Origin of the sequence: Actinomycetospora soli, assembly GCF_021026295.1 — a bacterium.
GTDB lineage: Bacteria > Actinomycetota > Actinomycetes > Mycobacteriales > Pseudonocardiaceae > Actinomycetospora > Actinomycetospora soli.
Window position 1 is genome coordinate 104,600 of record NZ_JAJNDA010000007.1, and the last position, 23,223, is coordinate 127,822.

Here is a 23,223-nt window from a genome sequence, read left to right on the forward strand (position 1 = left end):
ACTCAGTCGGAGCAGCAGGCCGCCGCCGTCCTCTCGGCGCCGTAGACCGGCGAGTCGCCGGTCACCGTGTAGACCTCCCAGGGCTCGTGGCCCGGTCAGTGGACCCACACCTCGTCCTGGCGGGCGGACAGCGGTTCGGTGGCCGCCTCGACCTCGCCGGTCGTGTCGACCTCGACGCCGAGGTGGTCCATGGCCATCGGCCGGTCCGCCCTGCCCTCGAGGAGGACCAGCTTGAGCGGCGGGTCCGTGACCGCGAAGTTGGCGTACCCGGGGCGGCGCTTGGCCGGCGCGACGCCGAACAGGGTCGAGTAGAAGCGGATCGAGGCCTCGAGGTCGGGGACCCGCAGGGCGAGCTGCACGCGTGACACGGTCCGAGGTTGCGCCCGTGATTCAACGAGCGTCAAAGACAGAGGAGTGTCGAATCAACGGTGCTCGCCCCTCGTGCGGGAGCCGCTCCCGGCTGTGCACGGGGCCGAGCTGGCGCGGACGTTCAAGGCGCTGGGCGATCGGGTCCGGCTGCAGCTGCTCTCGCTGATCGCCTCGCACGCCGGCGGCGAGGCCTGCGTCTGCGACCTCACCGGCGCGTTCGACCTCGCGGGCCCGACGATCTCGCACCATCTCAAGGTGCTGCGCGAGGCCGGGCTGACCGCGGGGGAACGTCGCGGCACGTGGATTCACTACCGGGTGTAGCCGGACGTGCTGGCAGGAGCAGGCGGGGCAGCGAGAACCGGGCTGGCGGTGATCACAGGCAGTGGGGCGCTTGCTGCTGCAGGTGCCGCTGCGGTGGTGGTGCCGCAAGCGGTGATCACGATGGCAGTGGACGCGCCGAACAGGCTCGCACTAAGAATCCCCCGAACGTTCTTCACGCCGCTGGTATCGCGGCGAACTCGCACGTGTTACGCGGCGGCTCGCAGTTACGCCCGAAGCGGAGAAGCGATTTTGTAACGATCCCGGTGCCGCCAGCGACTCCATGACGGTAGGCCTGTCTCACCGGACCCCCGACCTGGTGAGGCAGGCCTACACGCTTATGCGAACGCAGCGCTGCACCGGCCAGCTGACTATCCCGCCGGCGTGCGGGCGTCGTCGCCGGGAACGCAAGGTCGCGACAGCGAACGTCTCACTCCGGCCGGCAACACCATCGGCCAGCGCCACGCGGGCAGTCGGCGCTCGTCTATCGGCACGACCGGCACGCGGGTCAGCGTTATGTCATGCTGGAGCTCTGAGCTGCAACGACAGCCATCCGATAACTTAGATTATGACGGTGAAGGTTCATTGAGAATCATTCGGCGAGCGTCGTGTCGATATAGGGAATTGTTGCGATAGCGGTTCGGCGCGCCGGAGGCCTGACATAACGGGCCGATCCAGTACGTGAGTTCGGATCAGTTGTCGCAGCCCGGCGCCACGTTCTCGGGGGTCGTGGCTGTGCCGGAGGGGCGTCGCTGATGGAGGGCGTCGGCGGTGGACCGCGTCGCCGGGGTCACCGTGACGAGGAGGACGGCGGGTCGATCTGGTTGGCGTAGACGACGGTGTTGTCGCGGTAGGACCGCGCGCTGTCGTCGAACGGACCGCCGCAGGTGATCAGACGCATCTCCGGGCGCGTGGTGGGGCCGTAGACGTCCTGGCTCGGGAAGGCGTCCTTGGGGTACTGGCGGACGGAGTTGACCTTGTAGGTGATGACGCGCCCGTCGTCGCGGGTGACGGTGAACTCGTCGAGGGGTTCGAGCCGGGAGAGGGCGTAGAACACCGAGGGACCGTCGGCGGCCGAGTCGATGTGCCCGAGGATGACCGAAGGTCCGTTGCGTCCCGGGGAGGCCGACCCGGTGTACCAGGCGGCCTGGTCGTAGAGCGGGCCAGGGGCGGGGACCTGGACGGTCCGGTCGGGGTTGAGGCCGACGGGGTTGATCGCCGAGTGCACGTCGATGGCGGGGATGTCGATGCGGCGGGGCGGTGAGGCCGGGAGCTCGACGCCCGCCGCGCCGGCAGCGCTGGTGGTGGTCGGGCCGGTCACGGCCACAGGGGCCCGCGCGTCGGCCGGGACGATCGGCGCGGCCGAGCGGGACGTGCCGGCTCCCTGGAGGCCGAGGACGACCAGCACGACCCCGACGACCGCCAGGACGACGATCCCGACGACGACCGCGCTGCGGCGGCCCGGACCACGCCGACCCGGCGGCGTTTTCGTGGTCCGATCCGCGCCGGGCTGATCGCTGGTCGTGGTCATCGCCGTCCTCGCGGGCGTCGTCGGGGAGTGGTCCAGCGGGTGACCGTGGGCGATCCGGCCGGGTCGCCCACGGTCACCGTGCCCGGGCTCGCCGTCCCGGAGGTCTTCGCGGCCACCACCGACCTGGCTGGCGACGACGCGTCAGGTCTGTCGCTGGAGGTCCGGACGCCCGCCTGGTTCGACAACGCCCCGACGGCGCAGAAGTCCGGCGGGACCGACGGGAAGCCGGACACCCGCGACGGTCGCTTCACCTGGGGGAGCCGCGCCGCGGGAGACGGTTCGGTCGGGTCCCTGACGACGGGGTGGTTCGGGCTCCCGGCGCTGCGCCCCGGACAGGAGCTGGCCACCTCGGTCGCCGGCCGGACCTCCGACGGGACATCCCTGACCTGGCAGTTCGGTGACGGCGACCGCGTGGTCGGTTCCCGCCCCCTCCGTCGAGACCCCCGAACCGGACCGGGGCTACCGGGGCTATGCCGCCGACCCCGACCAGGCACGGTTGCAGGACCGGGCGAACCCGCAGGTCGGCTGGCGCACCCTCACCCTCGAACCGTCCGCGGTGCCCGACGGCGCCGACCGGGTGCGCCTCGTGGCCGTCGACGACCGCACGGACGAGAACGGCTGGATCGCGCTCACCGGACCACGGGTCGTCGACGTCGTCCCGCTCGGGCGATGGCTCGCGGTGCGGGGCCCGGTGCTCGTCGACTGGGCGATCGCCTTCGCGTGGCCGTGCACCCGCGGGTGGACGGTGGGGTCGCACAGACGCCGGGGGCGTTCATCACCGCGCCGACCGGGCCCGCCGACCCGATCCCCGGGGAACGGACGGCCGCCGTGGGGCCGATCGGCGACCTGCTCCCGCAGCGGTGGACCCAGGGCGCCGACGGACTCACGCTCGGCCAGGACTCCGGCGGCAGCTTCGCCGGACTGTCGGCCGACGGGGATCTACGGGAACTCGACACGCGCCTGTCCTCCGAGCCCGGTCGGAGATGGGGACGCGTCCTCGTGCCCGAGCTCGACGACCTCGCGGCCGACCGGTACGCCGTCGCCCGGACGACGGCGACGGTGCCCGGCACCGCGGGTGATCCGCCGCCGGATGTCGGAGGGCTCGTCAGCGCGCCGTGAGATCCACGGTGTGCCAGCCGGTGGCGCCGTCGGGGATCGTCAGGCTGAACGCCTCGGGTTGCGTCGCGCCCGTGGCGTCGGTCGCGCGGACCTGGAGGGAGTGCGGCCCGGGGGCGAGGTCGAGCTCGGTGCGCCACATCCGCCAGGTGTCGATCGAGACCTCGGCGGCGAGGGCGGCGGTCTGCCACGGCCCGGAGTCCGCCCGGACCTCCACGCGGGCGACGCCGCGGTGCTGGGCCCAGGCGGTCCCGGCCACCGTGACCCGCCCGGCGGGGACGGTCGCGCCGTCGCGCGGCGCGTCGATGCGGGACTGGGTCTTGACCGGTGCTTGCGCGGCCCATCCGCGTTGCTGCCAGTAGGACTGGAACGCGTCGAAGGTGGTGAGTTCGATGTCGGTGATCCACTTGCAACCGGATACGAACCCGTAGAGCCCGGGGACGACCATGCGGACCGGGAAACCGTGCTCCACCGGGAGGGGCTGCCCGTTCATGCCCAGGGCGAGCATCGCGTTGCGGCCGTCGGTGCAGGCGGCCACCGGCGTGCCGGTGGTGAAGCCGTCGACGCTGGTGGAGGCGATCTGGTCGGCGCCCGGCCGCACGCCGGCCTCGGCGAGCAGGTCGCGCAGCGGGACGCCGAGGAAGACCGCGTTCGAGATCAGGTTCCCGCCGATGTCGTTGGAGACGCAGCACATCGTGATCGGCGCTTCGAGCTGCGCTCGGGCCCGCAGCTGGTCGTAGGTCAGGGTCACCTCCCGGTCGACCATTCCGTGGATGCGCAGTTGGTAGGAGGAGGCGGAGACCTGCGGGACCTGCAGGGCGGTGTCGATGCGGTAGAAGTCGGCGTTCGGGGTGATGAAGGTCGGGGTGCCCGATGCGGCGAAGTCCGCGTCGGGAGGAGGGACGGCCGGCTGTCCCGCCGGCGACGGCAGCGGACCGACGGCGTTCCGGGAGGCCTCGGCCCCTCCGGCGGCCGCGAGGATGCGACCGAGGAGCCCGGTGACGGCCGCTCCGGCCAGGGCCGCCCCGAGCCCGAGAGCGAGCCGCCGTCGCGGATTCCGGGCGTGATCGGCCTCGGCGCCCGGCTCGGCCCCTGTTCTCCCGGCGGACGTCAAAGCCAGGCGGTGCAGTCCCACGAAGGTGGCGACACCGCCGACGAGTGCCACGAGCGGGGCGATCAGGTAGGCCGCGGTGAAGGTGGGGGAGGCGAGGGTCGACGACAACCCGGCGAGCCCCAGGACGACGACGAGCACGGTCCCCGGCAGGGCGCTGCGCCGCGAGAGGAGCCCGCCGATCACGGCGACCAGGGCGATCACCACGGCCATGCTCGCCAGCAGCACCTGCTTGTCGTGGACGCCGAAGGTGCTGGTCGCGAACTCCTTGAGCGCCTCCGGGGTCAGCCGGATGAACTGGTCGCCCACCGCGAGGAACGGTGAGGACGGCGGCGCGGTGAGCGCGGCGACGAGGTCGCCGAGCCCGAGCGCCATCCCGACGGCGAGCACGCCGATCGCCGCGGCGACCGGACTCGGGATCGTGGTCCGACGGGACAGCGACGTTCCCGCCGGAGGATCGGTGTCGGTCGACATACCGCTGCTTCGCCGCCCGGGCGGCTCGAGTTCGAACCCGGCGCCGGCGGAAGCGGGTTTCCCCAGGAGCCGACGGCGTGCAGCCGGTCCTCCTCGTGCCTCGTCGGCCGCTCCGTCCTGCTGCACGTGATCGTCGGTGTCGGTGCGACGCTGCACGGCACGCATCGTCCGATCCCGGCGCGTTGCTGTGGCTCCGGCCCGAGGGGGAATCTGCGGTGGTGGTGTCCGTGCGATACCGGTTCGACCCTGCCGGGTCCTGGTCGGCCACCCTGATCACCGAGGGCATGGTCGTGGCCCGCACCGCGCCCGGTGCCACCGGTCGAGAGACCGCGACCCGGGTCGCGAGCTTGCTCAGCGAGCTGGCCCGGGCGTGGGCTCGACCGGTGGAGGTCGTGCACGACCTCGAGGGCGATCGCAGGGCGTTCCTGGTCGTGGCTCGGGTGGAGGGCTTCCTCGACGTGGTTCGCGAGCAGTTCGAGCCTCCGTTGAGTGCGTGACCGTGGTGGCCGCCACCGCTCGCCGACACTCACGTGGTGCGGCCCGCCGCCCCGGACGAGGCGAACCCCCGGTCACGACGTCACCGTCGCCGCCTGCAGACGTTGCACCCGACAGGCCCGTCGGAAGGAGTTCGGTGATGCACCTGCATCTGCGCACGCTGGGCGTCCTCGCCGCGCTGTTGCTCGGCGTCCTGGTCGTCGGTTGGGGAATCGCCGCAAGCCTTCGACCGATGCTGTGGACCAGGCGCGGGGTGCGGTGGTGTGTCGGATGGACTCCCGACCCGGTCGGCCGGGCGTTCGGGGTCGCGGTCGCCACCTTCGGTGCCGGTATCGCGGTCTCGGCCGTCGCCGGCGCGATGATGCCCCTCGGGGCGGCGATCCCGCCCCTCGCCCGGCTCATCCAGCTGATCGGGCTCGGGATCGTGGTCCTCGGCGGCGTGGCGCTCATGGTCACCCACCCGGCGCCGGTCCCCGAGGACGGGCTCCACGGCCTCGCCGTCCCGCGCGCGAGCTCGACCCGGGACACCCCCGTCCCACCGTCGGTCGCTTCGTCGAGCGAGACCGACGGGACCCCCGCCGCCCTCACACCGGAGCGGGGCGCCCTTACGCCGTGACTCGCTAGCATCCGCAGCGAGACTCTCAGGCGAGGTGTCCCCCGGTTGCGTGCGCTGCCCGGACGACGATGTGGTCGATGTCGACGTCGTGGCCCGTCGCCACGGCGTCCTGCAGCATCTCGATGGCGCGATCCGCGGTCGCCTCGTCGACCAGCCAGGTCGACGGCAGACTCCTCGGCTCGAAGCCGTCCTCGACCTGACGATCGTCGGCGGCAGCGAGCACCACGAGACCCGAGCATCCGACCGGCTCCGACGCCCACAACTGCACGCCGCCAGTCTGCGCGATGAGCAGGTGGACGGCGGTGAACGCGAACACCTCCGCTGTCGCCGCCCCATGTGTCGGGACCGCGGGCCACAGCGCGTCACCCCGTGCGTCCGCGCGCACGACGAGGTGGGGCGGACACCTGTTCCGGCCACCGGGCCACGGAGAACCCGGACGTCGTCCGCGCCGAACGTGGACCATGGCCGTCACCCGGGATCGTCCCCACCCCTCCGCCACGGGAACCGGCGGTCGACGGCGGAGGACGGGCGTTGCCGCGGCGGCGCTCCTGGTCACCGCCGGTCTGCTCGCCGGCTGCGGCTCGCCGGGTGCCTCCGCTCCGACGCCCACATCTGCTCCCACGGCCGACGCTCCGCCGACCCCGCTGGCCGAAGCCCCCGAGCCGGCGATGTCCCCGCCCGCGCAGGCCTCGTTGCCGGGCACGGTGATCCCGTTGGCAGGTGGGCCGGAGGGGATCGCGGTGACGGCGGCGGGCACGGTGGCGGTCAACGTCCGCAACCCCGACGGCCTCGACATCCTGCCGATCCCGGCCGGTAGCGCGGCCGCGACGACGACGACCCCGAGGTTCGTCTCCCTGCGCAGCGAGGGGCGGCACCTGACCCTGGCCGGCCCGGACGGCCCGGCGTTGTCGGCCGGGGAGAAGGACGGCACCCTGTCGGTGATCGATCTGCCCAGCGGGCAGATCGCCTACACGGTGCCCACGACCGGGCCGGCGCCCCACGAGGCCTTCGCCGTCGGGCAGAGCACGATCTTCGTGGCCAACGAGTTCGGCAACTCCTTCTCGATCATCCGTGACCGCAGGGTCGTCCGCACCGTGTCGACCCCCTTGCAGCCCGGTGGGGGCGCCGCGACCTCCGACGGCCGCTATGCGGTCGGAGTGGGCGTGCGGGGTCGACAGATCACCGAGTACACCGCGACCGGTGACATCGTCGGCACCGCAGACTGCGGCGCCGGTCCCACCCACACCGTGGCCGGCGAGGACGGCCTGTTCTGGGTCAACGACACCGACGGCGATGCCGTTCTGGGCTTCGAGGCGACCCCCACCGGGCCGCGCCAGGTGGCGTCCATCCCCACCGGGGCGGGCTCCAGGCCCTACGGCGACGCCTACGACACCGTCCGCCACACGCTGTGGGTCACGCTCACCGGCAGCAACCAACTCCTCGGGCTCACGCTCTCGGGAACCCAGGTCGCGCACCAGGTCTCGATCCCGACGGTGCGCCAACCGAACAGCGTCGCCGTCGACCCCACCACCGGCGAGACCGTGACCACCGGATCCACCACGAACGGCCAACTCCAATTCGTGCCCTACCCGGAGGCGCTGCGCTGACTGCAGTCTCCATTGCTCTGGGTGTCACCCGGTGCGCGTGGTCACCGAGTGCGCGGCGACCGAAGCGCTACGTTTGCGTCGTCGGACGGGTCGGGCACCATCGGATCTCACGCTCCCCAGCGTCCGGTTCTCGAGATGAGCCGGTAGTCGGTTGCACGCCCGAGCCGATGCGGGGCCCACCCCGGCCGCCTCGCGCAGCGACCCCCGACCCGCGCACCGACCTCGTGTCGCGGTCCGGGCTCGCTGTGGCCCCCTGCGGCACGCCGGCTTCCCGTTGGCGTCCTGCCCCCTCCTACCTCGCGGTCGTGCGCCGCGGCAGGAGCGATCGTGCCTCCAGATGTCTCACTGTCCGACCTCTTCGACGACCGATCGCCCGACGGACCTCTGCTGTCGGAATGGGTCCGGGCCCAGCACGCCAGCCACCTCGCCGACCTGGCTCGTGCTGCGCGGCGTTCCCGACGTCCGATGTTGTCCTCGGTGCGCCGCGATGCCTAGCCCGCACCTTCGCGGCGCCCGCCCTCGGTGCTCTCGGTGAGCGCTGCGACCGGCGAGGACCTGCTGTGCGCTGCCGCCCGCGCAGTGCTGCGCGACGTCGATGGGCCCATCTTCGAGGGGCTCTGTCGCGCGGCGGCCGACCAGGTCACCACCCACGCCCTCGCGCTCACCGCCCGAGCGGCTCACCTCGCAGCGTTCCCCGAGCGCCGACGCGCGTGCACGGTCTGGGCCTGTGGGACCTCATCGCGGTCCTCTCCGGCCCGATGGCGATCGCCCTTCTGCGCCAACTCGACGAGGCCCTCGGCTCCGCTCCTTGACCAGCGGTCCGACCGATGCCGGGCGGCGCTGTCGATCCGGACGCCGGCGCCGCAACGAAGGACAACTGTGGCTCCACACCAGGGGGCGAGCACGCACTCATCGCTTCTCGGCCCCGTGGAGGTTCCCCATGTGTAGGACGTGCACCAGACTCGCTCTCTTCGACTGCCCGCCGACCCCCGTGGAACGCCCGGCGGGCTTCGACGAGGACCTCGGCCGGGAGATCGACATCGACGCTCGGGTGCGTCGGATGCCGGGGCACGACCCGTCGCTCAGCGGCTGCGTCGTCCTCGCGTTGCGTCGCTTCTTCGGTCCACCGCCGACGCTCGACGTCCGGGCGAACTAGTGCGCCCGGACGGGGGTTCCACCCCGCACGCACGAGGGCCGGGGCCGGACGGCACGGGTGTGGAGGCGACGCCGAAGGCCCGTGGGGCTGCTCGACGAGCTGAGCGGTCCGGAGTCGGTGACCGTGCCGGGTCGGCTCGAGGAGACTCCGAGGACTCGACCGTGACGCGCGCTTGCGCCGGTCGCGTCGCTCCACCGGCCACTGATGAAGATCCGTACGGTGGCGGGGGTGGCCGTCGGATTGCGCAGCAGAGACAAGCCGGTCTACCGGGTCTTGGTGGTGGTGTCGCTGGTGGTGTTGGTGGCCACGTTGGTGACGCTGCCGTGGGAGCCGGTGTGGGCGGGCGTGGTGGTCGGGGTCCTCGCGCTGGTTGGGTTCCTGCTCGGCGGCGCCGGTTGGTGGGGCGTGCGGTGGCGGGAGGAGCGGCGACTGCTCAACGGGATGGACCTCGAGGACATGCGGTGAACGCCGGGAGCCGGTACCCACCCCGTTCCGACAGATCCTTGCCACGGCGGCTGCCTAGAGCCGCCGCGACGACCACGACCACGACGAGGAGGTCGACGTCGGGCACCTCCTGCCGGCGATCATCGAGGAAGACCGGCGGCTGGCGGAGCCGGAGCCGTGCTCGGCCGGAGTCCGCGATCAGGTCTTGAGACACTGCCGAACCTGATGAACCGCTCCCGCCCCGGCGATCGTCGCTCCGCCGGGAATGACCACCGGCCACCGCGCCACGGCGGCGGCGGCATCGACGCTGCTCGCGGGCTGATGGATCTGTACGGTCGACGGATCGGTCGAGGACAACGGCCGGACCAGCCCGGCCCTCGGGGTCGGTTTCCGACCCCGACCTCTGGTGGGTCTCATGGCGTCCTGCGCCGATGACACGACTGGTCCTTCGACCGCCCCCGACCATCGCGAGCGCAATCGCGGCTCCGAGGCCGACCGATTGGTGGCCGCGTTGCGCCGTGCCGCCGTCGATATCACCGCCGGGCGCGGGATCCGCGACGTCGACGCGACGTTGTCCGGCCTGCTCGCCGCGGCGGTGGCCACGGTCCCCGGCGCCGACGGGGGCGGCATCTCCCGCACCGAACGGGGCGTCGTCAGCTCCAGCCATCCGACCGACATCACGATCGCCGAGCTCGATCATCTGCAGTCGCTGTTGGCCGAGGGGCCGTGCGTCACCGCAGCCGACGATCCGCCCGATTCCGGTGTCGTCGTGGCGCACGACCTCGCCGGTGATGACGCCGTTCGCTGGCCGCGGTTCGCGCCCGCGGCGGTCGCCGCCGGGTATCGGTCGTTGCTGTCGATCGGACTTTCGATCCGCGGTCCGCGGCACTCCGCGCTGAACCTCTACGCCCGCGAACCCCGTGTGTTCGGCCCCGCCGCACGGGGTGATGCCGCGATCTTCGGGCTGCAGGCCGCCGCTCTGCTGCACGGCGCCCAGAGCTCCGCACACTTCCAGGTGGCGCGGCGTCTCAGCGTTGTCTCAGCGTTGTCTCAGCGTCGTCCTCTCCCTCGACGTGGCGGTCGCGGCCGGGGTCGAGCGGTGCCCGGTGACGGCGGCCGGGCCGACGGGGAAAGCCGGTCGCGACCTCGTTCCCGCGGTACGGGGACACGGCGGTCGTCGGGCTGGTCGACGTGTGGCGGGCTCGTCAGGCTGCCCGGCGGGGTGCTCGAGCCGTACGCGTCCTCGACCTTCGGTCTGGGCGAGGTGGTGCGGACCGCCCTCGACGCCGGGGCGGGGTGGATCGTCCTCGGCCTCGGCCTCAGTTCGTGCGCCGACGGCGGCCGGTGCCGACGCCCGTCGCTCGATCAGCGTGACCCGTCCGTGAAACCGACCGGATGGTTGTCATGCGGCGGTCAGTTCGCCCGGTCGCGTGCCTCGTCCACGGCCGCCCGGAGCGACCCGCGGTGCGCCGGCCCGTGCCCGGGCAGCACCAGGTCGGCGTCCAGGCCCTGCAGGACCGTCAACGCCTCGTCCATCTGCGCGTCGGTGCCGTGGTCGAACCACGGCGCGATCAGCTGCGGCCCGCTCGTCGGGGAGAGGGCGTGTCCGGTGACGAGGCTGTCGCCGGTGAGCACGACGCCCGCCGTCGGGAGGTGGAAGGCGGTGTGGCCGGACGTGTGGCCGCCGGTCAGCACCGGGACCGGCGCCCCCGGGAGATCGAGCGCCCCTGAGGTGGGGAAGGGCTCCGCGTGCGGCGCGGCGACGTCCCGGCCCGCTCCCGCACGGGCGACCCGCAGCGCCCACGGCAGGACCCGCGGACGCCACAGGTTCGCGACCACGCGGGCGGGCGTCAGCTGCTCGAGGCGCTCGCGGCGCGCGTGGGCGACCTCGATCGGATGCAGGAGGACCGGGGTGCCGTAGCGGGCACGGAAGGTGTTCACCGCGCCGAGGTGGTCGACGTGGGCGTGGGTCACGAGGATCGCCACCACGTCCTCGGGGCGGCGCCCGAGGGCCCGGACGGAGGACTCGACCGCCGGCAGGTCCCCGGGGTAGCCGCCGTCGACCAGGGTCAGGTCGTCGCCCTCGCGCAGCAGCACCCAGTTGACGTCGGTGCCCGTGACGAGGAAGACGTCGCGCTCGACCTCCTCCACCGCTGGAGCTCTCACGACGAGCGACCTCAGTCCCCGCCGCTGGCCCGGGGACCGGTGAGGGCGGCGATCCCGACCGCGATCCCGACCGCGTTGAGCCCAGCGCCGAACCAGTCGCTCCCGCTGCGCGGTGCGCGCCAGACCGCCACCAGGTGGTTGATCTCGAACAGGGTGGACAGCACCGCGTAGCCCCGGACCTGGGCGCGGTCCGCCTCCGGCCCCAGGGTCGCCAGTCCGGCCGCCGTCACGAGGGTCCCGACGTTCCAGACCGCGATCTCGCGCTGCCACCCGGCGTTGTAGTCCCACGCGCTGCCCCGGCCGAAGGGTCGCCGGAACACCCCTTGGAGCACCGCGGCCGACGAGAACCCGGCGAGCCACACGTTCCGTGCGTCGCGGACCGACGGTCTCCGCACCGCTGCACCGCCTTCCGTCGAACCGACCCGCGAGAACGTACCGGGCCGACGATCACCGGACGAGGCGGAAGCCCAGGATCTCCTCGACGAGCGACTCGGGCTGCTCGAGGGCGACGACGCGACGGAGGGTTCGGGCACGCCGACCATTCCCATCGGTCGCGGGATCGGCGTGGAATTCGCCATCGAACGGTTCTCGCCGGAATGCGTCGCCGCCGTGTCGGACGCGTCCCGAGCAGGCGTCGGGCCGCCTGTCAACCGTGGCGGCACATTCGACGACGAATCGCAGAGCAGGTCGGACGACGCCTGTCCCGTCGCGATGCGGTGAAAAGGATCGCAGCGATTCCCGGGGCTGGATCGAGGATGTCCCGGGGTACGGCTGGAGCAGCGCCGACTCGCGCGGACGGGTCGGCGAGGAGACAGCGAGGTGAACCAGATGTCAGTCACGCACCCGGTCCTCACGACGACGCCCGCCGACGTCCTGGTGGTCGGCGCGGGCCCCGTCGGGTTGGTGCTCGCCGCGGCCCTCGCCCACTACGGCGTCCGCGCCGACGTCGTCGACCGGCGCACGGCTCCACGGGACTCGTCGCGAGCCAACAACCTGTGGGCCCGCCCGCAGGAGTTGCTCGCCGCCGTCGGGCTGCGGGACCTGCTCGCCCGAGGCGCCCACGAGGTCGTGCGCGCCGAGTTCGTGATCGAGGGCCGTCCGGTGGACACGGTCCGGTTCACCGACGCCGCGAGCCCGTACCCGGCGGTCCTCTACGGCAGCCAGGCGGGGATCGAACGGCGGGTCCGCGAGGTCCTGGCCGACCAGGGGCGCCCGGTGCAGGGCGGCACGCGTCTCGAGTCCCTCGAGCAGGACGACGACGGCGTCGACGTGGTGCTCCGAGGCGACGACGGCACCGTCGCGCGGCGGCGGTACCGCTACGTCGTCGGGGCCGACGGCGCCGACAGCGCCGTCCGCACAGCGGTCGGTCTCGACGTCCGGCCCGACGGCCACATCGCGTTCCGCGCCGGCCACGACGACGCCGCCCGGCTCACGGCCTACTGGCGCCGCATCGTCGGGCCCGCCCCCGCGCCGGGGGAGCGGGGGTCGGGCCTGCGGGAGGTCGAGCCCGAGCCGGGGCTCGCCCACACCTGACGCCGGGTGCGGCGGCGCAGCAGGACGGCGGCCGCGGCGCTGGTCAGGGCGAGGAGGGCGACGAGGCCGCCGTACGCCGCGGTCGAGCCGAGCAGGCCCCACGCGGGCACGGTCAGCCCGACGAGGTAGCTGGGCACGGCGGAGCCGAGGTAGCTGACGAGGTAGACGGCGGCGAGGAGCCCGGTCCGCTCGGCCGCCGACCGACCGGCCAGCACCCACCGCATGGCCCCGGTGAACGAGGCGCCGAACCCGGCTCCGGCCACGACGGTGGCCGCGAAGAAGCCCGCGGTGAGTCCGGCGGCCAGCGAGCCGACGACGCCGAGGACCCCGAGCAGGAGGGCGGCGAGGCCACCGAGCATGGCCCGGTCGTGACCGACCCCGGACACGGCCAGCCCGGTGACGCCGGACGTGCCGGTGAGGGCGGCGAGGACGAGTCCGCCGGCCAGCGGGCTCGTCGCGCCCAGGACGCCGGCGGCCACGGACGGGCCCAGGGCCTGGTAATACCCCGCGAGCGCCCAGCTCGCGATGAAGCAGAGGCAGGCGGTCGCGAACAGCGGGTACGCCCCGTCCGGCACCCGGACCGACGGTCGGAGCGACCGCAGGGCGCCGGGGGTGCGGCTCGCCCTCTCCGGAGCGAGGACGACCGCGACGGCGGCGAGACCGAGCAGAGCGGCGAACACCACGTACACCAGGACGAGGGGTGCCGGGCCGTGGGCGACGAGGGCGCCCGAGACCAGGGCGCCGGCCGCGAGTCCGCCCGGAGCGGCGGCGCCGGTCACGGCTCCTGCGAGCCCGGGGCGTCGCGCAGGACCCAGGTCGATGACGAACGCGGCGATCGCGGTCAGCCCGAGCCCGGTGGCGAGCCCCTGGATGCTCCGAGCGAGCAGGAGCACCCCGGTCGAGTCCACCTGGGTGAAGACCCCGCACGCGACCGAGTCGAGGAGCAGGGCCACCACGGCGACCGGGCGTCGGCCCAGGTGGTCGGAGAGTCGGCCGCAGACCAGCAGCGCGCCGGCCAACGGGAGGATGTAGATGGCGAAGGCCCCGGTCAGCCCGGACGGCAGGATCCCGTACTCGTGCTGGTAGACGACGTAGAGCGGGGCCGGGACGCCGGCGGCGGCGCCCAGGACGAGCAGCGACAGCGACAGGGCGCCGAACGCCCAGCGCGGGACGGGGTCGACCCGGGCGTCGGTCACCGGGGCGTCGCGGCGGAGACGGTGCGCACGGCGCCGGACGCTAGGAGTTCGAGCGCGGTCGAAGTCAAGGCATCGGACGCCGGCGCCCTCGCGTCCCGCCCGCGTCCACGGGATGCTCTGGCGCGTGCACGTCCTCGTCGCGCCGGACAAGTTCAAGGGCTCGCTGAACGCCGTCGGGGTCGCCGAGGCGATCGCCCGCGCCCTGACCGCCCACGGCCACACCGTCGAGCTCTGCCCGATCGCTGACGGCGGGGACGGCACGGTCGACGCGGCGGTCGCGGCCGGGTTCGAGCGGCGTCCGCTGACGGCGGCCGGGCCGACGGGCGAACCGGTCGAGACCTCGTTCGCGCGGTCCGGGGACACGGCCGTCGTCGAGCTGGCCGACGTGTGCGGGCTGGTGCGGCTGCCCGGTGGCGTGCTCGAGCCGTACGCGTCCTCGACGTTCGGCCTCGGCGAGGTCGTGCGCGCCGCGCTCGACGCCGGGGCGACCCGGATCGTCCTCGGTCTCGGCGGCAGCGCGTCGACCGACGGCGGCGCCGGGCTCGCGCAGGCGCTCGGCGTGGTGCTGCGGGACGCCGACGGGCGGGAGCTCCCGGGCGGGATCGGCGGCGGGGGACTACCGGCCGTGGTGCGGGTCGACCCGCCGCCCGCGCTCGCCGCGACGATCGAGGTGGCCTGCGACGTCGACAACCCGCTCCTCGGCCCGCACGGCGCCGCCGCCGTCTACGGCCCGCAGAAGGGCGCCGGGCCCCAGGACGTCGAGGTGCTCGACGCCGCCCTCGCGCACTGGGCCGACGTGGTCGGGCGGGAGGTCGCCGAGGTGCCCGGGGCCGGCGCCGCCGGGGGAGCGGGCTTCGGGCTGATGGCCCTGCTCGGCGCCCGGCTGCGCCCCGGCTTCGACCTCGTCGCCGACCTGCTCGGGTTCGACGAGCGCCTGGCGCGCGCCGACCTCGTCGTCACGGGCGAAGGCCGGCTGGACGCCCAGACGCTGCGCGGGAAGGGCCCCGCCGGGGTGGCCGCCCGGGCCCGCGCGGCGGGGGTCCCGGTGCTGGCCGTGGCCGGGCGGGTCGACCTCGACCCGACCGAGCTGGCCGGCGCGGGCATCGTCGGGAGTGCGGCGCTCGCGGACCTGGAGCCCGACCTCGCCCGCTCGCAGGCGGACGCGGCCGGGCTGATCACACGCAGCGTCGATCAGTTGCTGCGCGCGACCCGGTAGATCGCCCCGGCCCCGTCGTCGGAGACGTAGAGCGCGCCGTCCGGCCCCGGGACCGCCGCGACCGGTCGGCCCCACCGCGACCCGTCGGGGGCCTGGAAGCCGCCGACGAGCGTGCGCTGGTCGCCCATCCGGCCGCCGTTCCACGGGAAGAAGGACACCTCGGGCGCCCGCGGCGCCGTCCGGTTCCACGACCCGTGCACTCCGGCGACCGCGCCCTCGCCGAGCCCCGGGAGGTCGGCGAACGCGAGACCGAGCGGCGCCGAGTGCGCCCCGAAGGTCTGCTCGAGCGGCGGCAGCGACGCGCAGTCGAGCTTCGACCCGTCGGCGTTGGTCTCGACGTCGCGGGTGAACGGGAGGTCGGCGGAGCGCATCGGCGAGTCGGCCTGCCCGGGACGCACGTCGGGCTCGGGGTTGCAGTACGGCCAGCCGAGGTCACGGCCGGGCGTCAGCGCGGCCAGCTCCTCCGGCGGGTGGTCGTTGACGTACTCCGGCAGCACCTGGCCGTACTGCGGCCCGGGCCAGGGGTAGGCGATGTTGTCGCGGTTGTTCACCGCGGTCCAGAGCCGTCCGTCGGGCGCGAAGGCCAGCCCGGTGCCGTTGCGCACGCCGCGGGCGAAGACCTCGGGCGTGCTCGACCCGGCCGGGACACGCAGGATCGCCGCCCGCTGCGGGTTCGCGTCCCGATCCTCGGGCGACACGTTCGCGGTGGAGCCGACCGAGACGTAGAGCGCCTTGTCCGGCCCGACGACCACGGTCTTCAGCGCGTGCGCGTAGGCGCCGCGCAGGTCGGGGCTCTTGGCGTCGGGCAGCCCGGGCACGACGACGCGCTTCCCGGTGGCTGTCCCGTTCGCATACTCGAAGGCCGAGATCTGGTCGCTCTCGGCCACGTAGAGCGTGCTGCCGTCGAAGGCCATGCCGTGCGGCTGGGTGAGGCCCGAGATCAGCGTGGACTGCTGCGGCGCCGCGCCGTTCGCGCCGGGGACGAGCCGGATCACCTCGCCGCTGCCCGGCAGCGACACCAGCATCGACCCGTCCGGCGCCCACGTCTCGAGGCGCGCCTTCGGCACGCGCGCCCACACCGAGACCGTCCACCCCGGCGGGGTCAGCACCGAGCGCGGGGTGTCGAAGGGCGCGTCACCCATCCCGGACGGCACGGTGACGGATGTCTGCACGAGCCCGTCCGGGGTGGCGGCGACCGGCGCGGTCGCGGCCACCGGCGAGGGCGGGCTGCCGGGGGAGGAGCCGCCGCCGTCGGACGAGCAGGCGGACACGAGCAGGAGCAGGGCGGCGGCACCGGCCAGGCCGAGACGGCGGGCGCGCGCGTGACGGGGTGCGGTCATGGCACCCGCCAGCGTGACCCGTGCCGGCCGCGATCACCACTCGGGGCGGGCCAGCCCACCGGCCGGAACTCCGCCCACAGCGCGTCGGGCTCCTCGACCGCACGCACGAGGAGCGCGTAGCCGTACCGGTCCGCCACCGCCTCCACGGCGTCCCGGTCGCTCGCGCGGATCGTGCACCCCAGCGGGCGGTCGGGCACCGCGCGGGCGCGCAACCAGCCGTCCAGCCGTGCGACCTCGTCGCGGACCTCCTGCTGCGTCCCGGTCGTCATGGGGACTCCTCCTCGCGTCGTCGGGCGCTCACTGCGAGACGAGTGTTGACCCTCGTCGACACGCGTGTCTACAGTCCTCGGCAGTTGATATATCAGTCGGCGATCTGGAGCGGCGATGAGCACGACGACGGCGCGGGAGGCCACCCGCCCGGTCCTCGACGGGTCCCTGGCCGAGGTCGATCCCGAGGTGCACGCCGCGGTGACGCGCGAGCTCGACCGCCAGCACCGCACCCTCGAGATGATCGCCAGCGAGAACTTCGCGCCGGTCGCGGTGATGGAGGCGCAGGGCTCGGTCCTCACCAACAAGTACGCGGAGGGCTACCCGGGCCGGCGCTACTACGGCGGGTGCGAGCACGTCGACGTCGTCGAGACCCTCGCGATCGAGCGGCTCAAGGACCTGTTCGGCGCCGAGTACGCCAACGTCCAGCCGCACTCCGGGGCCCAGGCGAACGCCGCGGCCATGGCCGCGCTGCTCACGCCCGGCGACACGATCCTCGGCCTCGACCTCGCCCACGGCGGCCACCTCACCCACGGCATGCGGCTGAACTTCTCCGGCCGGCTCTACGAGGTCGCCGCCTACCACGTGCGCGCCGACGACCACCGGGTCGACATGGACGAGGTCGAGCGCCTCGCCCGGGAGCACCGGCCGAAGCTGATCATCGCGGGCTGGTCGGCGTACCCGCGGCAGCAGGACTTCGCGGCGTTCCGACGGATCGCCGACGAGGTGGGCGCCTACCTCATGGTCGACATGGCGCACTTCGCGGGCCTCGTCGCCGCCGGGCTGCACCCCTCGCCCGTGCCGCACGCCCACGTCGTCACCTCGACCACCCACAAGACCCTCGGCGGCCCCCGCGGCGGCGTGATCCTCGCGGCGGACCGCACGCTCGCCAAGCAGCTGAACTCGAGCGTCTTCCCCGGGCAGCAGGGCGGGCCGCTGGAGCACGTGATCGCCGCGAAGGCCGTGGCCTTCAAGCTCGCGGGCACGCCGGAGTTCCGGGAGCGGTGCGAGCGGACCCTCGCGGGCGCCCGCGTCCTCGCCGAGCGCCTGGTGGTCGAACCCGACGTCGGGGTCGTCTCCGGCGGCACCGACGTGCACCTCGTGCTCGTCGACCTCCGGGACCACACGCTCGACGGCAGGCAGGCCGAGGACCGGCTGCACCGCGTCGGCATCACGGTCAACCGCAACGCCGTCCCGTTCGACCCCCGCCCGCCGATGGTCAGCTCTGGGGTCCGGATCGGCACCGCCGCCCTCGCCACCCGCGGGTTCACCACCGAGGACTTCCGCGACGTCGCCGAGGTGATCGCCCGCGCCCTGCGCCCCGAGGTCACCGAGATCGAGCTCGACGCCCTGGCCTACCGCGTGGCCGCGCTGGCCGACCGCCACCCCCTCTACCCGGAGCTGCAGCCATGAGCACTCCCGAGCACCCGGACTTCCTCTGGCGCACGCCCGAGCCGAAGCGGCACTACGACGTCGTCATCGTCGGCGGCGGCGGGCACGGCCTCGCCACTGCGCACTACCTGGCCCGCAACCACGGCATCACGAACGTCGCGGTCCTCGAGCGGGGCTGGCTCGCCGGCGGGAACATGGCCCGCAACACGACGCTGATCCGCTCGAACTACCTGTGGGACGAGTCGGCCGCGATCTACGAGCACTCCCTCAAGCTCTGGGAGGGCCTCGAGGAGGACCTCGACTACCCGATCCTGTTCAGCCAGCGCGGCGTGCTCAACCTCGCGCACACCGAGCAGGACGTCCGCGACTCGGTGCGCCGCGTCGAGGCCAACCGGCTCAACGGGATCGACGCGGAGTGGCTCGGCCCCGACGAGGTCGCGAAGATCTGCCCGATCGTCAACGTCTCGGACGGCATCCGCTATCCCGTCCAGGGCGCGACCTACCAGCCGCGGGCCGGCATCGCGAAGCACGACTACGTGGCCTGGGGCTTCGCCCGCCGCGCCGACGAGGCCGGCATCGACATCATCCAGAACTGCGAGGTCACCGACTTCGTCGTCGACGGTGACCGGGTCACCTCGGTGCGCACCTCCCGCGGCGACATCGCCTGCGGCACCGTCGCCCTCTGCGCGGCCGGGCACACCTCGGTGCTGCTCGACCGGCTCGGCGTCCGCACCCCGCTGCAGTCCCACCCGCTGCAGGCGCTGGTCTCGGAGCTGCTCGAGCCCGTGCACCCCACGATCGTCATGTCGAACGCGGTGCACGTGTACGTCTCCCAGGCCCACAAGGGCGAGCTGGTGATGGGCGCCGGCGTCGACGGCTACAACGGCTACGGCCGCCGTGGTGCCTTCCACGTCATCGAGCGCCAGATGGCCGCCGCGGTCGAGCTCTTCCCCGTCTTCGCCCGCGCGCACCTGCTGCGCAGCTGGGCCGGGATCGTCGACGTCACCCCGGACGCCAGCCCGGTCGTCGGGCACACCCCCTACGAGAACGTGCTGGTCAACGCGGGCTGGGGCACCGGCGGGTTCAAGGCGACACCCGGGATCGGGTGGGCCTTCGCCGACACCGTCGCCCACGGCCGCCCGCACCCGCTGGTCGCCCCGTTCGCCCTCGACCGGTTCGTCACCGGCGCCCTCGTCGACGAGCACGGCGCCGCCGGCGTCGCGCACTGAGCCCACCACCCGCACCGACCCCGGAGACCCCCGTGCAACTCATCACCTGCCCCTGGTGCGGGCCCCGCGAGGAGACCGAGTTCCGCTACGGCGGCCAGGCCGACCTCGCCTACCCGGCCGACCCGTCCGCCCTCGACGACGAGCAGTGGGCCCGGTTCGTGTTCTTCCGCGACAACCCCGAGGGCGCCTTCGCGGAGCGCTGGTGCCACGACGCCGGGTGCCGCCGCTGGCTGCGCGCCGTCCGCGACACCCGCACCTACGTCTTCGCCGAGACGCGTCCGTACGGGAGGACCGCATGACCCGCGTGGACGGCTACGGCCGCATCGACCGCACCCGGACCCTGTCCTTCACCTTCGACGGGATCGTCCGCACCGCCCACCCCGGCGACACGCTCGCCTCGGCGCTGCTCGCCCAGGGCGTCACCACGCTCGGCACGAGCGTCCGGCTCGGCCGTCCCCGCGGCGTCCTGGGCTCGTGGACCGAGGACCCCTGCGGCCTCGTCCAGATCGAGGAGCCGTTCCCCGAGCCGATGCTGCTCGCCACGACCGTCGACGTCGTCGACGGTCTCGTCGCCCGCGGGGTGCCCGGGCGGGGTCGCCTGGCCGAGGTCGCCGACACCGCCCGCTACGACCACCGCCACCTCCACTGTGACGTGCTTGTCGTCGGGGCGGGCCCGGCCGGTCTCGTCGCCGCCCGCGAGGCGGCCCGCGCCGGGCAGGACGTCGTGCTCGTCGATGACCGTCCCACCCCGGGCGGCACCCTCACCGGCACCGAGATGATCGACGGGCGCCCGGCGCTCGAGTTCGTCGACGCCGTCGCCGCCGAGCTCGCGGCGGCCCCGCACGTCACCCACCTGCAGGCCACCACGGCCTTCGGGCACTACGACGACGGCTTCGTGCTCGCCCTCGAGCGGTGCGGGGAGGGGAGCGACCCGCGGCAGCGGGTGCACCGCATCCGGGCCGGCCGGGTCGTCGTCGCGGCGGGCGCCTTCGAGCGCCCGATCGTGTTCGAGGACGCCGACCGCCCCGGCGTGATGCTCGCGTCCGCGGCCCGCGACCTGCTGCACCGCCACGGCGTGCTCGCCGGCCGCGTGGTCGTCGTGTTCACCGTCGACGACTCCGCGTACGCGGCGGCGCTGGACCTGCACCGGGCGGGCGCCGCGGTCCGGGTGGTCGACGCCCGCGCCGAGGCCCCGGCGGGCTGGGCGCGGCGCTGCGCCGACGCCGGCATCGTCGTCGAGCCCGGCACCGACGTCCGCGGCACGCTCGGCGACGACCGGGTCCGTGCCGCGCTCGTCGGGGAGGCCCGGCGCGAGGTGCCCTGCGACCTCCTGCTCGTCAGCGGTGGGTGGAACCCCACCGCGCACCTGTTCAGCCACGTCGGCGGGCGCCTCGCGTTCGACGACGAGCTGGTCGGCTTCCGGCCCGCCGGCGACCTGCCGGGCACCGCCGTCGTCGGCGCCGCCCACGGCACCTACGCCCTCGCCGACGTCCTGCGCGAGGGCGCCGCGGCCACCGGGTCGGCCACCGACGCCCCGCACGCCGAGCCGGAGGAGATCACGCCGCGCGGCACGCTCTGGCGCACGCCGGGCGACCCGGCCCGCCAGTTCGTCGACATCGCCCGCGACGCGACCGTCGCCGACATCGCCCGCGCCGTGGGCGCCGGGATGACCTCGGTCGAGCACGTCAAGCGGTACACCACGATCGGCACCGCGCACGACCAGGGCAAGACCTCCGGCATCCTGGCCTCCGGCATCACCGCCGAGCTGCTGGGCCGCCCCGTCGGCGCCCTCGGCACGACGACGTTCCGCCCGCCGTACACGCCGGTCCCGTTCGCCGCCCTGGCCGGGCGCGACCGCGGCGACCTGTACGACCCGGTCCGCACCACCCCGGTGCACGACCGGCACGTCGCCCTCGGCGCCGAGTTCGAGGACGTCGGGCAGTGGAAGCGCGCCCGGCACTACCCGCGGCCCGGCGAGGACATGGCCGCCGCCGTGCTCCGCGAGTGCGCGGCGGTGCGGGGGGCGGTCGGCATGATGGACGGCTCGACGCTGGGCAAGATCGACGTCCGCGGTCCGGACGCCGGGGTGCTGCTCGACCACCTCTACACGAACCTGATGAGCACCCTGAAGGTCGGCCGCGTGCGCTACGGCGTGATGTGCGGCAACGACGGCATGGTGTTCGACGACGGCACCGTGCTCCGGCTCGCCGAGGACCGCTTCCTCGTCACGACGACGACCGGCAACGCCGCCCACGTCCTCGACTGGATGGAGGAGTGGGTTCAGACCGAGTGGCCCGACCTGCGCGTGCGGCTGACCTCGGTCACCGAGCAGTGGTCGATCCTCGCGGTCGCCGGCCCCCGGTCCCGGGACGTGATCGGGCGCGTGTTCGCCGACGTCGACGTCTCGAACGAGGCCTTCGGCTTCATGACCTGGCAGGACACCGAGCTCGACGGGGTGCCGGTGCGCCTGGCGCGCATCTCGTTCTCCGGCGAGCTCGCCGTCGAGGTCACCGTCGCCTCCTGGTACGCCGCCGACCTCTGGGACCGGCTCCTGGCCGCCGGCGAGCCGTGGGGGATCACGCCCTACGGCACCGAGACGATGCACGTGCTCCGGGCCGAGAAGGGCTACCCGATCATCGGGCAGGACACCGACGGCACCGTCACCCCGCACGACCTCGGCATGGCGTGGGCGGTATCGAAGAAGAAGACCGACTTCGTCGGGAAGCGGTCCTTCGCCCGCCCCCTCAACGCCGACCCGCAGCGCAAGCACCTGGTGTCCCTGCTGCCCACCGACGCGGCGACGATGCTGCCGGAGGGCTCGCAGATCGTCGATCTTCCCGACGACGGCCTCCTACCGCCGCCGCCCGTGGCGATGCTCGGCCACGTCACCTCGAGCTACCGCAGCGCCGAGCTCGGCCGCCCGTTCGCGCTCGCCCTCGTCCGCGGCGGACGCGACCGCGTCGGCGAGGTCGTGGCCGTCCCCGTCGGCGACCAGCTCGTGGCCGTGGAGATCGGCGACACCGTCCTGGTCGACCCCGAAGGAGCCCGCCGTGATGGCTGACACCAGCGTCCTCACCCGACGCCACCCGCTGGAGAGCCGGCGGGCCGCGCTCGAGGCCCTCGTCGGCGACCCGGCGATCACCCTCGAACCGCTGGTCAGCGCCGTCGACCTGCGCGTCGACCCGGACGGCGGGGCGCTCGACGCCCTCGCCGCGGCGCTCGGCGGCCCACTGCCGACCGCCGTGGACACCTGGACCGGGATCGGCGACGGCGAGGCCCTGCGCCTCGGCCCCGACGAGTGGCTGCTCACCAGCGCGGGCACGGACCCGCACCGCTGGGAGGACCGGGTCGACTCCCTGGCCGCCCCGTTCGGCGGCATGGCCGTGGACGTCTCGGCCCAGCGCGTCGCGCTGCGGCTGCACGGCGCGCACGCCCGCGAGCTGCTCGCCTCGGGCTGCTCGATCGACCTGCGCCCGGGCCGGTTCGGCCGCGGCCGGTGCGCGCAGACCCTGTTCGGCCAGGCGCCCGTCCTGCTCGTCGCCCACGCCGACGACGACCTGCACCTGTTCGTCCGCAGCTCCTTCTCCGGCTACGTCGCCGACCGCCTCGTCGACGCCGCCGCGCTCCGCTGATCCGCCCGACCTGAA

Annotated in this window: 22 protein-coding genes and 3 pseudogenes; 16 read left to right on the forward strand and 9 right to left on the reverse strand. The window is 74.0% G+C overall.

The window, feature by feature from the left end:
• Positions 1-2: 2 nt before the first annotated feature.
• Positions 3-368, reverse strand: a pseudogene (locus LN037_RS13350) (VOC family protein).
• 46 nt (positions 369-414) lie between these two features.
• Here LN037_RS13350 and LN037_RS13355 point away from each other — a divergent pair.
• Positions 415-690, forward strand: a complete 276-nt coding sequence (locus LN037_RS13355; protein ID WP_230753204.1) for an ArsR/SmtB family transcription factor — start codon at positions 415-417, stop codon at positions 688-690.
• Positions 691-1,477: 787 nt separating this feature from the next.
• Here LN037_RS13355 and LN037_RS13360 read toward each other — a convergent pair.
• Positions 1,478-2,218 (reverse strand): class F sortase, encoded by a 741-nt coding sequence (locus LN037_RS13360; RefSeq protein ID WP_230753206.1) that lies wholly within the window; start codon positions 2,216-2,218, stop codon positions 1,478-1,480.
• A gap of 556 nt (positions 2,219-2,774) precedes the next feature.
• On the opposite strand from LN037_RS13360, the pseudogene LN037_RS34040 reads away from it, so the two are divergent.
• Positions 2,775-2,900, forward strand: a pseudogene (locus tag LN037_RS34040) (arabinosyltransferase C-terminal domain-containing protein); the annotation flags it as partial.
• 38 nt (positions 2,901-2,938) lie between these two features.
• The gene (locus tag LN037_RS13365; RefSeq protein WP_230753208.1) at positions 2,939-3,337 is read left to right on the forward strand and encodes a hypothetical protein; all 399 of its coding nucleotides are present in this window, start codon (positions 2,939-2,941) and stop codon (positions 3,335-3,337) included.
• Here LN037_RS13365 and LN037_RS13370 read toward each other — a convergent pair.
• Positions 3,324-4,919 carry a molybdopterin-dependent oxidoreductase gene (locus tag LN037_RS13370; RefSeq protein ID WP_230753211.1) on the reverse strand — a complete coding sequence of 532 codons (1,596 nt, stop codon included), beginning with the start codon at positions 4,917-4,919 and terminating at the stop codon, positions 3,324-3,326. The genes LN037_RS13365 and LN037_RS13370 overlap by 14 nt on opposite strands.
• 227 nt (positions 4,920-5,146) lie before the next feature.
• On the opposite strand from LN037_RS13370, the gene LN037_RS13375 reads away from it, so the two are divergent.
• Both LN037_RS13375 and LN037_RS13380 read left to right on the forward strand, forming a co-directional pair.
• On the forward strand, positions 5,147-5,416 hold the full coding sequence (locus LN037_RS13375) for a hypothetical protein (RefSeq protein WP_230753214.1): 270 nt from the start codon (positions 5,147-5,149) through the stop codon (positions 5,414-5,416).
• A gap of 137 nt (positions 5,417-5,553) precedes the next feature.
• On the forward strand, positions 5,554-6,030 hold the full coding sequence (locus tag LN037_RS13380) for a hypothetical protein (RefSeq protein ID WP_230753217.1): 477 nt from the start codon (positions 5,554-5,556) through the stop codon (positions 6,028-6,030).
• Positions 6,031-6,055: 25 nt separating this feature from the next.
• Here LN037_RS13380 and LN037_RS13385 read toward each other — a convergent pair whose 3' ends face one another.
• The gene (locus LN037_RS13385) at positions 6,056-6,346 is read right to left on the reverse strand and encodes a hypothetical protein (RefSeq protein ID WP_230753219.1); all 291 of its coding nucleotides are present in this window, start codon (positions 6,344-6,346) and stop codon (positions 6,056-6,058) included.
• 145 nt (positions 6,347-6,491) lie between these two features.
• On the opposite strand from LN037_RS13385, the gene LN037_RS13390 reads away from it, so the two are divergent.
• From LN037_RS13390 to LN037_RS34045, 4 genes and pseudogenes are all read left to right on the forward strand, one after another.
• Complete coding sequence (locus tag LN037_RS13390; RefSeq protein ID WP_230753222.1) at positions 6,492-7,637, forward strand: YncE family protein; 1,146 nt, start codon at positions 6,492-6,494, stop codon at positions 7,635-7,637.
• A gap of 991 nt (positions 7,638-8,628) precedes the next feature.
• Positions 8,629-8,793, forward strand: a complete 165-nt coding sequence (locus tag LN037_RS13395; protein ID WP_230753224.1) for a hypothetical protein — start codon at positions 8,629-8,631, stop codon at positions 8,791-8,793.
• A 228-nt stretch (positions 8,794-9,021) separates the two neighbouring features.
• Positions 9,022-9,258, forward strand: a complete 237-nt coding sequence (locus LN037_RS13400; RefSeq protein WP_230753225.1) for a hypothetical protein — start codon at positions 9,022-9,024, stop codon at positions 9,256-9,258.
• Between the two features lie 394 nt (positions 9,259-9,652).
• Positions 9,653-10,519 (forward strand): annotated as a pseudogene (locus tag LN037_RS34045) (hypothetical protein); the annotation flags it as partial.
• A 131-nt stretch (positions 10,520-10,650) separates the two neighbouring features.
• Here the strand turns inward: LN037_RS34045 and LN037_RS13405 are convergent.
• Both LN037_RS13405 and LN037_RS13410 read right to left on the reverse strand, forming a co-directional pair.
• Complete coding sequence (locus LN037_RS13405; protein ID WP_230753226.1) at positions 10,651-11,403, reverse strand: MBL fold metallo-hydrolase; 753 nt, start codon at positions 11,401-11,403, stop codon at positions 10,651-10,653.
• An 11-nt stretch (positions 11,404-11,414) separates the two neighbouring features.
• The gene (locus tag LN037_RS13410) at positions 11,415-11,798 is read right to left on the reverse strand and encodes a hypothetical protein (protein ID WP_230753228.1); all 384 of its coding nucleotides are present in this window, start codon (positions 11,796-11,798) and stop codon (positions 11,415-11,417) included.
• 433 nt (positions 11,799-12,231) lie between these two features.
• Between LN037_RS13410 and LN037_RS13415 the strand changes: the two genes are divergently transcribed.
• Positions 12,232-12,936 (forward strand): FAD-dependent oxidoreductase, encoded by a 705-nt coding sequence (locus LN037_RS13415; RefSeq protein ID WP_230753229.1) that lies wholly within the window; start codon positions 12,232-12,234, stop codon positions 12,934-12,936.
• Here the strand turns inward: LN037_RS13415 and LN037_RS13420 are convergent.
• Positions 12,840-14,132 carry an MFS transporter gene (locus tag LN037_RS13420; RefSeq protein WP_230753231.1) on the reverse strand — a complete coding sequence of 431 codons (1,293 nt, stop codon included), beginning with the start codon at positions 14,130-14,132 and terminating at the stop codon, positions 12,840-12,842. The genes LN037_RS13415 and LN037_RS13420 overlap by 97 nt on opposite strands.
• A gap of 124 nt (positions 14,133-14,256) precedes the next feature.
• On the opposite strand from LN037_RS13420, the gene LN037_RS13425 reads away from it, so the two are divergent.
• Complete coding sequence (locus LN037_RS13425) at positions 14,257-15,348, forward strand: glycerate kinase (RefSeq protein WP_230753233.1); 1,092 nt, start codon at positions 14,257-14,259, stop codon at positions 15,346-15,348.
• On the opposite strand, the gene LN037_RS13430 is transcribed toward LN037_RS13425, so the two are convergent.
• Together LN037_RS13430 and LN037_RS13435 are read right to left on the reverse strand one after the other, a co-directional pair.
• Entirely contained in the window at positions 15,324-16,688 is a 1,365-nt protein-coding gene (locus LN037_RS13430) for a PQQ-dependent sugar dehydrogenase (protein WP_230753234.1), read from the reverse strand. The two genes, LN037_RS13425 and LN037_RS13430, sit on opposite strands and share 25 nt — an antisense overlap.
• A complete protein-coding gene (locus LN037_RS13435) occupies positions 16,685-16,957 on the reverse strand; it encodes a hypothetical protein (protein ID WP_230753236.1) in 273 nt (90 codons plus the stop codon). The genes LN037_RS13430 and LN037_RS13435 overlap by 4 nt, the downstream gene beginning before the upstream one ends.
• A 115-nt stretch (positions 16,958-17,072) precedes the next feature.
• Here LN037_RS13435 and glyA point away from each other — a divergent pair, with 115 nt between their 5' ends.
• From glyA to LN037_RS13460, 5 genes are read left to right on the forward strand one after another with little or no spacing between them, the layout of a single operon-like run.
• Positions 17,073-18,368 carry a serine hydroxymethyltransferase gene (gene glyA / locus LN037_RS13440; RefSeq protein ID WP_230753238.1) on the forward strand — a complete coding sequence of 432 codons (1,296 nt, stop codon included), beginning with the start codon at positions 17,073-17,075 and terminating at the stop codon, positions 18,366-18,368.
• Positions 18,365-19,576 (forward strand): sarcosine oxidase subunit beta family protein, encoded by a 1,212-nt coding sequence (locus LN037_RS13445; protein ID WP_230753240.1) that lies wholly within the window; start codon positions 18,365-18,367, stop codon positions 19,574-19,576. The genes glyA and LN037_RS13445 overlap by 4 nt, the downstream gene beginning before the upstream one ends.
• Positions 19,577-19,608: 32 nt before the next feature.
• A complete protein-coding gene (locus LN037_RS13450) occupies positions 19,609-19,875 on the forward strand; it encodes a sarcosine oxidase subunit delta (protein WP_230753241.1) in 267 nt (88 codons plus the stop codon).
• A complete protein-coding gene (locus tag LN037_RS13455; RefSeq protein ID WP_230753243.1) occupies positions 19,872-22,637 on the forward strand; it encodes an FAD-dependent oxidoreductase in 2,766 nt (921 codons plus the stop codon). Before LN037_RS13450 ends, LN037_RS13455 begins: the two co-directional genes overlap by 4 nt.
• Positions 22,630-23,208 carry a sarcosine oxidase subunit gamma gene (locus LN037_RS13460; protein ID WP_230753245.1) on the forward strand — a complete coding sequence of 193 codons (579 nt, stop codon included), beginning with the start codon at positions 22,630-22,632 and terminating at the stop codon, positions 23,206-23,208. Before LN037_RS13455 ends, LN037_RS13460 begins: the two co-directional genes overlap by 8 nt.
• Positions 23,209-23,223: the final 15 nt, after the last annotated feature.

Excerpts from the sequence above, each read along its gene's own strand:
- LN037_RS13360 (WP_230753206.1), bottom strand. The coding sequence starts at position 2,218 with ATGACCACGACCAGCGATCAGCCCGGCGCGGATCGGACCACGAAAACG.
- LN037_RS13370 (WP_230753211.1), bottom strand. The coding sequence starts at position 4,919 with ATGTCGACCGACACCGATCCTCCGGCGGGAACGTCGCTGTCCCGTCGG.
- LN037_RS13380 (WP_230753217.1), top strand. The coding sequence starts at position 5,554 with ATGCACCTGCATCTGCGCACGCTGGGCGTCCTCGCCGCGCTGTTGCTC.
- LN037_RS13390 (WP_230753222.1), top strand. The coding sequence starts at position 6,492 with ATGGCCGTCACCCGGGATCGTCCCCACCCCTCCGCCACGGGAACCGGC.
- LN037_RS13415 (WP_230753229.1), top strand. The coding sequence starts at position 12,232 with ATGTCAGTCACGCACCCGGTCCTCACGACGACGCCCGCCGACGTCCTG.
- LN037_RS13430 (WP_230753234.1), bottom strand. The coding sequence starts at position 16,688 with ATGACCGCACCCCGTCACGCGCGCGCCCGCCGTCTCGGCCTGGCCGGT.
- LN037_RS13435 (WP_230753236.1), bottom strand. The coding sequence starts at position 16,957 with ATGACGACCGGGACGCAGCAGGAGGTCCGCGACGAGGTCGCACGGCTG.
- glyA (WP_230753238.1), top strand. The coding sequence starts at position 17,073 with ATGAGCACGACGACGGCGCGGGAGGCCACCCGCCCGGTCCTCGACGGG.
- LN037_RS13445 (WP_230753240.1), top strand. The coding sequence starts at position 18,365 with ATGAGCACTCCCGAGCACCCGGACTTCCTCTGGCGCACGCCCGAGCCG.
- LN037_RS13455 (WP_230753243.1), top strand. The coding sequence starts at position 19,872 with ATGACCCGCGTGGACGGCTACGGCCGCATCGACCGCACCCGGACCCTG.
- LN037_RS13460 (WP_230753245.1), top strand. The coding sequence starts at position 22,630 with ATGGCTGACACCAGCGTCCTCACCCGACGCCACCCGCTGGAGAGCCGG.